The organism is Francisella hispaniensis FSC454, from assembly GCF_001885235.1.
Lineage (GTDB): Bacteria > Pseudomonadota > Gammaproteobacteria > Francisellales > Francisellaceae > Francisella > Francisella hispaniensis.
Genome location: NZ_CP018093.1, coordinates 1,175,062 through 1,188,007 on the forward strand (window position 1 = coordinate 1,175,062; position 12,946 = coordinate 1,188,007).

Genomic DNA, 12,946 nt, shown 5'->3' on the forward strand with positions numbered 1-12,946 from the left:
ACTCTAGCCTTATAATAAAATTTAGTAGCAATTATAACATTTTTATCTTGTATGTTGACAATACTATTGCGCTGTATAGCCACCATCTATAGGAATTAAACCACCAGTCATAAACTTACTTTTATCACTGAGTAAAAAAAATACTAATTCAGCAATTTCTTGAGGTTGCGCAATTCTATTTAGAGGAAATTCTTTTTCTTCTTGTTTTTGTGCTTCATCAAATGATATTCCAACATTATTTGCATATTTTTGTATCAAATTTCGATATAAATCTGTATCAACAGTACCAGGACAAACTGTATTAACTCTAATTTGATATTTAGCTAGATCTAAAGCCAGCGATTTGGTCATCTGTGCAATAGCCCCTTTACTTAGAGTATATGCAAAACTATTTGGCTTAGCGATAAAGCATTGATCAGAACCATTAAATACTATTGAGGAGCCAGCTTTAAGATTATTTTCTAAACCTTTGATTAGATAAATACTTGACCAAACATTTAAATCTAATACTTTTTTGATATTTTGAATATCTATATCAAAAATGGATCCTTTTACCAAAATCCCTGCATTCAAAAAAACTCCATCAAAACTAACATCTTTGATAATATCTAAAGCATTAGAAATATCTCTTTGGTTAGTCAAATCAGCTTGGATAAATTTTAGGTTTTCAACACTAAAACTTTCTTGTATGTCTATATTAATGACAGTATGATTTTTATTTTGTAAAAGTAGCTCAATAACTGCTTTGCCAATGCCATTTGAACCACCTGTAACTAGGTAATTTGCCATAGTTTATAAACTAAATTTCATCATCTAATAAATAATATATGATAAGCTTTGAAAAAGACAAATATTTTGTCTAAAATCTAATTATCAAATCTAGATTAATATACGGAGAGAATTCCTGTGGATCTAAAAGAATTTAAAAAGATAGAACTTTCTCACTTTACAGATGCTAAATCAGTAAGTTATCTAAGAGATGATGTTAATCATCTGTTATATTTAGATAGTCCAGCTTTAGATGTGTTTCGTGACTATAAAGAGCACGATGCCTTAGTAGTCAATGCTGATGTAAACTTAAAGGATATAAAAACGAAATTAATAGATAATCATAAAGATTTTATCCTTGTAATTGATGGAGAAGACAAAGTTATAGGAAGTATTTCTTTACACTACATACAAAGCCAAGCATTAAATGAAAGAGCTAGAAGTTCTGGCACAAAACCTGCAGACTTAATAGCAAGTGATATTATGCTACCAATAGCTAAAGCTAATGTTGTTTCTTTTTCAATTATTGAAAACTCAAAGATAGGTCATGTCCTTAATACTCTGATTAATTCAGACTATCATCACATCATAGTTTATGATGAAAATAAAGATGGTGAAAAATATATTCGAGGCTACTTCTCTTTGCCATATATTAGAAGGAAGCTTAGCTTAGATGTATATCATGTTTACCAAAAACAAGGCATTTCAAATTTGAATAAAGGCATTTAGTAAAACTTTTATATTATTTTTGATCTAAATATTTATCAATGATCATATAGAATTTTTTTGCCATAATGGTATAGCCTTTTGCGTTAGGATGTACCGCATCAATCATCAAATCATTATGTCCGATCAATCCAGCTAAGACATTTGGAACAAGTAGACATCCATTATTCTTAGCAAAGTTGATATAATCTTGCGCATAATCATTTTTATAATACGGAATATCGATGCCGCCGATAACTACTAAAGCTCCACTTGCTTGAAGAATATTAACTATCTGTTTTAGATTATCAAAAGCCTCACCTGCAGGAATTTTCTTTTTAAGGTCATTACCACCAAGTGTAATGAGAACTATCTTAGGTTTTTTGGCAATTACTTTATTAATTCTTAGTAATGCTTGTTGAGTAGTCTCGCCAGATATACCCATATTTATAACTTGCGATTGAGCATTTTGGCAAGCTGTGATGGATAGTTATCTTTTCTATCAACGCCATATCCTGCTGTAAGACTATCACCAAAAGCTACAATAGTTTCTCCTTGCGGTTTAGCATTAACTATTGGCCAGTTATTATAATTATTTTCAAAAAACACATAGTAAACGATATATAATAATACTAGTATTGTAATAGCTAAGATTATTTTTCTCATAAATTATTAAAAGATATAATTATTTTTATATCAAAAATTTTATAGTATTATAAAAACTCTTGAAACATAATTATTGATATAATCTTAGTTTTGAATAGTTTACTTTTATAAATTATAAATTATTTTAATAGTAGTTTATCTAACTCTTGAGATATCTTTTCAACACAAATATTACTTTGAGCTAATAATAAATCTTTTGTGCCATGATTGAGAAATTTATCTTGAAGCCCAAAGTTTCTAACAGTCATCTTATTGCTGAGATCTTTAGCTACAAAATATTCATTAACAGCAGAACCTGCACCTCCAGCGATACAATTTTCTTCTAAAGTTAATATTATCTCGTGAGTTTGGGATACCTTATCAAGCATAGCTTCATCAAGTGGTTTGACAAAACGCATATCTATAACTGTAGCATGATACTTCTCAGCTATCTGTTTGGCTAGAGGTAATAAAGTTCCAAAATTTAAAATTGCAATTTTTGAACCTTGTTTAATAACTTTTGCTTTACCTAATTCTAGATCTAAACTATCAGTAATTTCAGTGCCAACACCAGCACCACGTGGATAACGCACCATAGCTGGACCATTATACTCATAGCCAAGCTCCAGCATATGATAAGCTTCGTTTTCATCACTTGGAGTCATAATCACATGATTAGGAATACAGCGCATAAATGCTAAATCAAAGCTACCATCATGAGTCGCACCATCAGCACCAACTAGACCTGCTCTATCTACTGCATATAAAACATCTAGATTTTGTAGAGCTATATCGTGTATTACTTGATCGTAAGCTCGCTGTAGAAATGTTGAGTATATTGCCACAACTGGTTTTAGTCCTTGACAAGCTAAGCCACCAGCAAAAGTCACTGCATGTTGCTCAGCAATCGCTACATCAAAATATCTATGCGGATATAGTTGTGAAAACCTAATTAGGTCAGAACCCTCTTTCATCGCTGGCGTGATCCCAACTAAACGCTTATCTTTAGCAGCTTTTTGACAAATCCAATCGCCAAATATATTTGAATAAGTTGGTTTAGAAATTTTGGTAGTTATATTCTCACCACTATGAAAACTTGGTGCAACATGATGAAATTTAATTGGGTCTGATTCAGCTTTTGTATAGCCCTTACCTTTTTTAGTAATCACATGTAAAAGTTTTGGACCTTTATGATCTTTAAGAATTCTTAAGGTTTTGACTAACTCTGTAACATCATGACCATCAATAGGACCAACATAATAAAACCCCAAATCTTCAAAAAAATTTGCTGGTACAAACATACCTTTAGTTTGAGTTTCAATCTTTTTGACAAATTCAAATATTGGTGGGATATTTTTTAATACTTCCTTACCTTTCTCACGTATAGAATTATAAAAACCACCGGAGATAATTTTACTGAAATGTGCCGAAAGTCCTCCAACATTATCAGAAATAGACATCTCATTATCATTAAGAATAACAAGAATATCTTCTTTAATACCGCCAGCATGATTTAAAGCTTCAAAAGCCATACCACCAGTTATAGCGCCATCTCCGATTACAGCTACGGTATCAGAAGATTTACCTTGTAATCTGTCAGCTATAGCCATACCTAAGGCAGCACTTATAGATGTACTTGAATGACCAACTCCAAAAGTGTCATATTCACTCTCACTACGTTTAGGAAAGCCTGAAATCCCACCATCTTTTTTAATTGTGATAAGTTTATCTTTTCTACCAGTAAGAATCTTATGGATATATGTCTGATGTCCTACATCCCATACGATATTATCATATGGCGCATTATAAACATAATGCAAGGCAACTGTTAACTCTGTAGCACCAAGGCTACTTGCAAAATGCCCACCACTTACATCTAAAGTATCTACTAAGAAAGCTCTCAGCTCTGATGATAAGATTTTGAGCTGACTCTCAGGGATTAACTTAAGATCAGACGGGGTATTTATTTTATCTAAAATAGTATATTTTGACATAGCTTAAAATCTTCATCTAACTTAAAAGTATAAAAAATACTTCTATAATTAAACATTTACGTTATAGCACGGAGATGCGTTATTCCCATTCAATTGTTCCAGGTGGCTTTCCTGTCACATCATACACAACTCTTGATACTTGTTTTACTTCATTTACAATTCTATTTGAAACTAGTGATAGAAAATCATAAGGTAAATTAGCCCATGTTGCAGTCATAAAATCGATACTAACCACAGCTCTTAGAGCTATTACATACTCATATCTACGCTGATCTCCAACTACACCTACCGATTTAATAGGTAAAAATACTCCAAAAGCTTGAGAAACATCGTGGTATAAATTATGTTTATAAAGCTCTTCTGTAAATATAGCATCAGCTTTTTGTAAAGTTTCTACATACTCTTTCTTAATTTCACCTAATATACGTACTCCAAGACCAGGACCAGGAAATGGATGTCTATAAAGCATATTATAAGGTAATCCTAAACCTAAGCCTAATTTACGAACCTCATCTTTAAAAAGTTCTCTTAATGGCTCTAAAAGCTTAAGTTTCATTTCTTTTGGTAAGCCACCAACATTATGATGTGATTTAATTACATGTGCTTTAGACTGATTATTACCAGCTGATTCAATGACATCACTATAGATAGTACCTTGCGCAAGCCATTTAGCGTTTTCTATCTTGGCAGCCTCTTCATCAAAAATATCAACAAATAGCTTACCGATAATTTTACGTTTTTGTTCGGGATCACAGATACCTCTTAAAGCATCTAAAAATCTGTTTTTTGCATTTATACGAATAACATTAATATCCATATGCTCTGCAAATACTTGCATAACTTGATCACCTTCATTAAGGCGCAGTAAACCAGTATCTACAAATATACAAGTTAGTTGATCGCCAATAGCTTGATGTAGTATCGCGGCTACAACAGATGAATCAACACCGCCAGATAGCCCTAAAATTACTTTATCATTACCAACTTTTTGTTTAATTTCTTTTATATCATTTTCGATAATATTTTCGATATTCCACAGAGTATCACAACCACAAATATTAACGACAAAATTCTCAATAATTTGCTTACCATTCTCTGTATGAGTAGTCTCTGGATGAAACTGTACACCAAAAAAAGGCTTAGTCTTATGTGCAACAGCTGCTACTGGGGCATTCGACGAAGAAGCAATTATCTCAAAGTGCTCGCCAGTTTGAGTGACTTTATCACTATGACTCATCCAAACTAGTTGTTCATGCTCCATATTTGAAAATATGTTATTTGTTGAATTCAGTATATTTATAATTGCCTTACCAAACTCACTTTGATCGGCTCCTTTTACTTCACCACCATGCTGCATTACCATTGTTTGCATACCATAGCAAATCCCCAAAACAGGAACTCCAAGCTCAAAAATTATCTCAGGAGCTTTGACATAAGAATCATAAACTGACTCAGGACCACCTGATAAAATTATTCCTTTTGCTTGATAATTTTTAATAAAATCAGCCGCTATATCATGAGGGAAAATCTCACAAAAAACCCCTACTTCTCTTACTCTACGAGCAATAAGCTGGGTATATTGCGAGCCAAAATCTAAAATCAAAATCTTATGATTATGTATATCTGTCATTTTTATAAAAATAAACATTTTCTTAAAAGGTTATTTTATCCTAAATGAAGTTGATTGTAATTAGCTTTTAATGATAAAAATGATATTTAAGTACTTTTAAGATTTTCAACCTCTGACATTACATCTTTGATATTTTCTTCAATATCTTTAGTAGCAGCTTGGCTAATAATAAATATTTTAAGAAAAATAATACTAGCAATTGCAACTAATAAGTTATCATAAGGAAAAGTTACTAGGTTTAATTCATGGATGTATGAAATAGTCCACAAAGTTATAATATAAGCACAAACAAACCATGTTTGCTTAAATACTTGAATAAAAAATTGGCGCATAAAAATAAACCAATACAATAGACATATTAATGCTACTAGAATCACAAGACACAACAGATTAAAAGTTCCTGACCAATATATAAAATATGAACAAGCTATAAAGCCTAAATAACCAAATAGCTGATAATAAGGAAGCTTAAACTTTCTTTCGATATCTGAAAACTTATCTCTAAATATAATCAGTACTACAGGTCCTGATAAACAACTAAATAAAACTAAAGATGATAAGAAATTTACCAAAGCTGTCCAAGTAGGAAATTGAAATAAGAAAACTAAACCAACAAAGAAGTTAATCCAAATACAATAGATCGGTACATGATTTTTATTTAGTCTTGTCAGAACTGATTTTTTGAAAAACTCTAAACCAAATGCTTGCAAAACTCTACCAGTTACAGCTGTATAAACGTTACCCGTTCCGAGAGGTGCTACGATGGCATCGATAAAGAGTATCGTATAGATAATATGCAAGCTAAATAAGCTTAGTAAACCTAAAAGTGGCGCTACACCAGCATTGAAACCATTGACTGACTCAGGAACACAAAACATAAATAACAATGATAAAGATATATACATTGTTAAGCCAACAACAACTGGAGCTATCAAAGATAGTGGAATTGCTAATCTAGGATTTTTGGCAGAGTTAGCAACTATTAGACCATTTTGGAACCCTGAAAATGCAAAAGCTAAGCCTGAACCTGTCACAGCTAATAAAATATGCTCAAAATTTACACTTGTATGAGCCGTATTAGCTTGATAATTCTTAAAAGATCCATAGAATGCTAACATTCCTACAGCAATAGCTATGGGTAAAAATATTTTCCAAATACTCACAATTGAATTTATCTTTGCAACATTTTTTAGTTGATAAGTATTTAGATATGTCAAACTTAGCATAATTACAAATGCAACAAAAACACCATAATATGATAAAAAAACACCTGTTGAATCTGAAATAACTAAATTTGGAAACCAAAAGCCTAAATACTGCACTACAGATTGCGCCTCTAATGGTAAATAGACAAGATAACTAATCCACCCTAAGGCAACAAATAAAAAGCCTAATGTACGCGAATGAGTAATACGCAAAAATCTCATTGCTCCAGAAACTATTGGTAGCATTGAAGCTACTTCAGCAAAACATAATGCTACAAGTAACGTCAGTAAAGCTGTGATAAACCAAGAAATTATCACTCCTTGTCCAGCTGTTTGAAAACCATAATATGGCGAAAATAGCCAGCCACTACCAATCATTCCCCCAGTGGAGATAAACACTACAGCCATTGTAGATAGTTTTTTCATCGCTATCCTTTATTTATAATTTTATATCTATTAAATAATTAATATCAGATTAAACCTAACAAAACAATTTAATTATTTGCCGTTTGAAACTAAATTCCGGATATTCAACACCGACAAAATACAAACCATGTGCTTTAGCTGTCTCAGCTGCTTGTGTTCTATTTTTAGCTTCTAATACTAATTTAATCCATTCAGGAGATTCAAAACCTAAGCCTACCTTTAATAATGAGCCTACTAAATTTCTAATCATATGATGTAAAAAAGCATTACCAACAACCTCAAAAACAATAAAACTACCCTGCTTGATAAACTCAGCTTTTTGGATATTCCTAAATGGTGTATTTGATTGACATTGTGATGACCTAAAAGAACTAAAATCTTGCTCACCAAGAAGATATTTACAAGCTTGATTCATCTTATCTATATCAAGTTCTCTATTCTCCCATAAGCAATGTTCAGCGAATATTGGTGAGCTAGTTGCAGAATTGTAGATAAGATAATTATACGTTCTATTTAAAGCGGTAAATCTTGAGTTAAAATCATCATTAACTTCTTGGACCGCTAGTATTTTAATATCATGAGGTAGTAAAGCATTTGTACCACGCTGCCATGCGCTTAAAGGCCTATCCGCATCAGAATGAAAATTAACAATTTGTGAAGTAGCATGCACGCCGGTATCTGTGCGACCTGCACAAGTGACATTAATATTTCGGTTTGCTATTTTTGATAGTGCTTTTTCAAGTTCTGCTTGAATACTTGGGGAATGAGATTGTCTTTGCCACCCACAGTAATTTTTGCCAAAATATTCGATTTGTAGTAGATAGTTTTTCATAATTAACTAAGAAATTTAACAACTCTAGAATGTAAAACATCCATCTCTTTTGGAATAAGTTTTGAGAAATTAATAAAACCATGCACTAAACTATCAAAATGATAGTGTTGTACCTCAACATCATGCCTAATAAGCCTTTCTGCAAATAATAATCCTTCATCTCTCAAAGGGTCATAACCTGCTGTCATAACTAAAGTTCTCGGCATATTATCTAATTCTTTAATATAAAAAGGAGAAACTTCTGGAGAACGCTTATCGATATTTTCAGGCACATATAGCTCCGAATACCACATGGTTTTCGCTTTAGTTAAGATATAACCACTAGCAAAATCTTCTAGTGATTTTGTAGGCATATGTGATAAATCTACCGATGGATATAAGATAATATTATTAGCGATTTTAACAGTGCCTTTCTGTAGTAAATTATATGTTGCTAAGACTGTTAGATTAGCACCAGCGCTATCTCCCATCAGTGTAAATTTCTTTTTAGAAACACCAAATTTCTTTGAATGTTGGAAAATATGCTCAGCAATATACTCAACATCATTTAGACCTGCTGGGAATTTATGCTCCGGAGCTAAACGATAATCAACCGAGAAAACTACCCTATTTGTAGTTAGTGCAAGTTTGCGACAAAAAGCATCAAATGAATCTAAAGTGCCAGATACAAATCCTCCACCATGAGAGAAAATTATCACCTTAAGTTTCTCATCAACTTTAGGATTGTATACTCTAACTGGAATATTATGACCATCATCATGCGTGATTTGGATATCTTCAACATTTTCTAAGTCAACTTTAGGGTAGCTATATAGATCAAGTGATGCAGCAGCTTTTCGAGTTGCCTCTAAATCTTTTCTATTTCCTTCACGATCGAATTTACCTATAAATGTCAATAAATCTTGTAATTTTGCTGGTATAATTTTAATACCACCATATAAATCTGGCACTTTCTTGAGAATTTCTGCTTCAAGTGCTTTTTCATGCTGAGAATTATCTTTAGCAATAACTTTTAGCCATGCTTTTTTATTTGGTGGTAGTGATTCTATAGGTGTGGATAAGTATCTAGCGATACCTAGCTCATGACAGTCATTTTCAGCATAAAATGGCAAGTTATTAACTAACCATTTAACTAATTTTTCTGCTTTGAGATTATTTGTCTCACGTATTTCTAAAACGTTATATAAATTTCTAACATCATATGACCAAGGAACATAGTCAACAATAAAGTTACAGCTAATATAGTTCAATCCAGCCTCCCTTGCTAAAGCAAATTCTGGAAATGCTGTCATACCTATAACACCGCCTCCCATACTCTGGAAGCATTTAGCATCGATTATAGTAGGGAACTGTGGACCTTCGATACACACATAACTTTGTTTAAAATGAATCTCAAAATCAAATTCTTTTTTCTTTGCTCTAATCTCTTCGGCAATACTCTCTGTTATAGGTTTTGAAAGTGAAACATAATTTAGCAATCCTTGCTCGCAAAATGTAAACTCTCTTAGAGATTTAGTTCTATCAATAAACTGATATGGAATAACCATATCACCAGGTTTTAGCTCTCCTCTTAAGCTTCTAACCGAAGATAAGGCAATAATTGAGGTGGCACCATATTTCTTTAGTGCGTAAATATTTGCTTTGTAGTTTATTTGATGTGGTAGTATATTCTGACCTAAACCAGTTCTATTGAGAAATAATGCTTCTTTATCTTCAACCTTTATTTTAAATAAACCATTCGAACACAAACCAAAAGGCGTTTCTCGCGGTAATTCTTCTATAATCTCAAAGTCATCAAAAGATTCAAAACCACTACTTCCTACAATCGCCCACATATTTTTATATACCTAAAAAGTCGTTGCTAATATTTTTTTATCTCTACAAAATAACTCAATTTTAAACTTATCACCACTATTTACTACACCAACTCCTTTAGGAGTTCCTGTCATTAGTAAATCATTTTCATAGATTGAGATTTCATTTTGCTGCAAAAAATCTATAATTTGTTGAGGTTTATAGATCATAAAATCATAGCTACCTTGCTGAATTAGTATATCATTCTTATATGCTTTGAAATTCAAAAATGCAATGTCTTTACTATCTATTGCAACAAACTCACTAATCACCGCACTATTATCAAAAGCTTTTGCCAATTCCCATGGTAGGCCTTTTGCTTTAAGTTTTGACTGTAAATTTCTATCAGTCAGATCTAATCCCAAACCGACGGCTTTTATATTTGAATTATTATCAAAAATAAAAACTATTTCACATTCGTAATGAGTTTCTCTTTTTGAAGACAACCTTAAAGTTTTAGTTATACTTGAGTTAGGTTTTATAAAAATAACTGGATTGTCAGGAACTTCATTATTAAGCTCATGAATATGCTCAACATAATTTCTTCCGACACAAATCACTTTTGACTTTGTTAGATCAATTTGCATTTTTTGCTTTCCTCGACAAATAGACAATAAAAATTATGATTAAATTTTTTATAATTTGAAATCTTCACCTAGATATACTTTTCTAACTGTTTCATCAGCTAGAACTTCCTCTGGAGTTCCCGCTGCAAGCATATTACCAGCATTTACAATATAGGCTCTTTCACAAATATCTAGCGTCTCACGTACGTTATGATCTGTAATCAAAACACCTATACCTCTATCTTTAAGATGACGGACAACCTCTTTAATCTCTATCACCGACACTGGATCGACCCCTGCAAAAGGTTCATCAAGTAGGATAAATTTAGGATCCATGGCCAATGCTCGAGCAATCTCAACTCTTCTACGCTCACCACCAGATAAACTCATACCTAAACTTTTACGAATATGCTGTATACTAAATTCGTCTAGAAGCTCATTGAGTTTTTCTTCGATTTGAATTTTATTTAGATCTTTACGAGTTTCTAAAATTGCGACAATATTATCTTCAACACTTAGCTTTCTAAATACTGAAGCCTCCTGAGGCAAATAGCCTAATCCTCTTCTGGCTCTCAAGTGAATCGGCATTTTTGTGACATCCTCTTGACCCATGCGTACTTTACCACGCGTAGCCGCAACTAAGCCTACAATCATATAGAATGATGTTGTCTTTCCGGCACCATTTGGACCCAAAAGACCAACAATTTCACCTGTTGAAACTTTCATAGAGACATTATTCACAACCCAGCGTGAACCATATTTTTTGCCTAATCTTTTAGCTTCTAATGTGTATCTTTCCATTTTTACCTACATCTCTAAATCTTTTTATCTGCTAGTTAAATTTATTAATTATAAACTTCCAGCCTTAAAACTTTTACTTTGTTTTGTTTTTGTACTGACTAATAGGTGTAAGACCAGTATCAATTTTTGTTTGGTTTTGAAGACCATCCAATATTATTGTCGACCTTCTATCAACACTACCTGGTATAGATATCAAATCATGAGTTATATCAAAAATCACCTTTTCGCCACGATATACATTGTCATTTTGATAAGCTATAGCTTTTTTATAAAGCTCTAAATGTTTATTAGTAACATCATAAATAATTTTTTTAGAACTTCCCTCAACAGGACCTCTAGTTACGGTTTTTGAGTTGATATAGTTAGCATTAGAGCTAGTCGGAAATGTATAAAATCGTGATTTCTCATCACCATCTGAAAGCATTGTGAAAGTCTTTATTTTTCTATCTTTGTCTAACTTTATAATTAGCTTTTGTCCAGAGATAAAATTACACTCTTGCTCTTGGGAACATAATAACTTTGCTTGCTCTAACCACTTTTGTTGTAATTGTTTAAATGGTAAAGTATTGTCTCTTATGAAATAACTTACACCTTTTTTTAAGTTATTTGGCTGATGACATAAAATATGCTTATTATGAATTTGCATTACAAATACATTGCCTAAATAAGTTAGTACTCCTTTAGTATCATCATAAACAGCATTATTTGCACAAATAGTTACAGGGCCGTACTCTTTTAGGTTATTATCATCCGAGTTATTCTCTTTTTCCCCATCAGTTGCATTATCCTCCTGTATTGAAGAATTATACATAGGAGAACTATAATCAATTTTATCTTCTTCAATATTTGAAAAAGCATTTGAGGTAGTTAAAAGTAAAATTACAATAAATAGCCTAGCTCGTCGCATAATAGCTCCTTACATTTTGGCTTAATTTTATAATTTTAGTTTCTGAATTTCCTTTTACTCCAGTTCCAGTAGTATTATTCCCAGTTTTAGGATCATACATTTTAGTAAATCTGTTATTATAAAAATCTTTAGAACTTGAGTTATAAAACATTTCAGAACTTTTTATATAGATCTTATCTGGTGTTGAATCACTATCAGAAATCTTTTGATTATTATCTGCTGATTTTTTTGTAATCATAATAGCATTAACACCATCATATAAGTGTATCAGATTCTGATCTGCTAATTGTTGAGCATGTTTTGCTTGTACTTGCCAATCAAGCTTCTCTGTGGCTTTATCATAGCTTTTTTCGGTAATATCTGTCATATGCAAATCTTGATTAAGATAACGTTGCAACTCTTTAGCAAAAAAACTCATCGCAAGGTTACCACTAGCATCATACTTGTTATAATTAAAGTCAAATGCTCTTAATTCAATACGGTTTTTTTGCGGTATATTTTTAAGTGGTCTACCACCATCAAGAGCATTATAGCTTATATATAACATTGACGAAATAATTATAATTATAGAGAGTAAATTAGCAAATAAGGAGTATTTTGTAAAAAACTTCAT

General features: G+C 32.0%; 11 protein-coding genes and 1 pseudogene. 1 reads left to right on the forward strand and 11 read right to left on the reverse strand.

Annotated elements, in window-relative coordinates:
- Nucleotides 1-63 precede the first annotated feature (63 nt).
- Entirely contained in the window at nucleotides 64-789 is a 726-nt protein-coding gene (locus tag FSC454_RS05760) for an SDR family NAD(P)-dependent oxidoreductase (RefSeq protein WP_066045379.1), read from the reverse strand.
- 117 nt (nucleotides 790-906) lie between these two features.
- On the opposite strand from FSC454_RS05760, the gene FSC454_RS05765 reads away from it, so the two are divergent.
- Nucleotides 907-1,497 carry a CBS domain-containing protein gene (locus FSC454_RS05765; protein ID WP_014548187.1) on the forward strand — a complete coding sequence of 197 codons (591 nt, stop codon included), beginning with the start codon at nucleotides 907-909 and terminating at the stop codon, nucleotides 1,495-1,497.
- 13 nt (nucleotides 1,498-1,510) lie between these two features.
- Here the strand turns inward: FSC454_RS05765 and FSC454_RS05770 are convergent.
- The 10 genes and pseudogenes from FSC454_RS05770 to lptC form a co-directional block, all read right to left on the reverse strand.
- Nucleotides 1,511-2,139: pseudogene (locus tag FSC454_RS05770) on the reverse strand (arylesterase).
- 119 nt (nucleotides 2,140-2,258) lie between these two features.
- Nucleotides 2,259-4,112, reverse strand: coding sequence for a 1-deoxy-D-xylulose-5-phosphate synthase (dxs, locus tag FSC454_RS05775; protein WP_066045377.1), 1,854 nt, complete (start codon nucleotides 4,110-4,112; stop codon nucleotides 2,259-2,261).
- A 79-nt stretch (nucleotides 4,113-4,191) separates the two neighbouring features.
- Nucleotides 4,192-5,742, reverse strand: coding sequence for a glutamine-hydrolyzing GMP synthase (gene guaA / locus FSC454_RS05780; protein ID WP_066045385.1), 1,551 nt, complete (start codon nucleotides 5,740-5,742; stop codon nucleotides 4,192-4,194).
- A gap of 86 nt (nucleotides 5,743-5,828) precedes the next feature.
- Nucleotides 5,829-7,373: an APC family permease gene (locus FSC454_RS05785; protein WP_066045375.1), complete on the reverse strand. Its 1,545-nt coding sequence runs from the start codon at nucleotides 7,371-7,373 to the stop codon at nucleotides 5,829-5,831.
- A gap of 55 nt (nucleotides 7,374-7,428) precedes the next feature.
- Complete coding sequence (gene truA / locus FSC454_RS05790; RefSeq protein ID WP_066045374.1) at nucleotides 7,429-8,205, reverse strand: tRNA pseudouridine(38-40) synthase TruA; 777 nt, start codon at nucleotides 8,203-8,205, stop codon at nucleotides 7,429-7,431.
- 2 nt (nucleotides 8,206-8,207) lie between these two features.
- Complete coding sequence (locus FSC454_RS05795) at nucleotides 8,208-10,040, reverse strand: alpha/beta hydrolase fold domain-containing protein (protein ID WP_066045372.1); 1,833 nt, start codon at nucleotides 10,038-10,040, stop codon at nucleotides 8,208-8,210.
- 12 nt (nucleotides 10,041-10,052) lie between these two features.
- Nucleotides 10,053-10,646 carry a fumarylacetoacetate hydrolase family protein gene (locus FSC454_RS05800; protein WP_066045370.1) on the reverse strand — a complete coding sequence of 198 codons (594 nt, stop codon included), beginning with the start codon at nucleotides 10,644-10,646 and terminating at the stop codon, nucleotides 10,053-10,055.
- 48 nt (nucleotides 10,647-10,694) lie between these two features.
- Nucleotides 10,695-11,426, reverse strand: a complete 732-nt coding sequence (gene lptB, locus FSC454_RS05805; RefSeq protein WP_003021125.1) for an LPS export ABC transporter ATP-binding protein — start codon at nucleotides 11,424-11,426, stop codon at nucleotides 10,695-10,697.
- Between the two features lie 73 nt (nucleotides 11,427-11,499).
- Nucleotides 11,500-12,333 (reverse strand): LptA/OstA family protein, encoded by an 834-nt coding sequence (locus FSC454_RS05810; RefSeq protein WP_066045367.1) that lies wholly within the window; start codon nucleotides 12,331-12,333, stop codon nucleotides 11,500-11,502.
- Entirely contained in the window at nucleotides 12,320-12,946 is a 627-nt protein-coding gene (gene lptC, locus FSC454_RS05815) for an LPS export ABC transporter periplasmic protein LptC (RefSeq protein ID WP_066045365.1), read from the reverse strand. Before lptC ends, FSC454_RS05810 begins: the two co-directional genes overlap by 14 nt.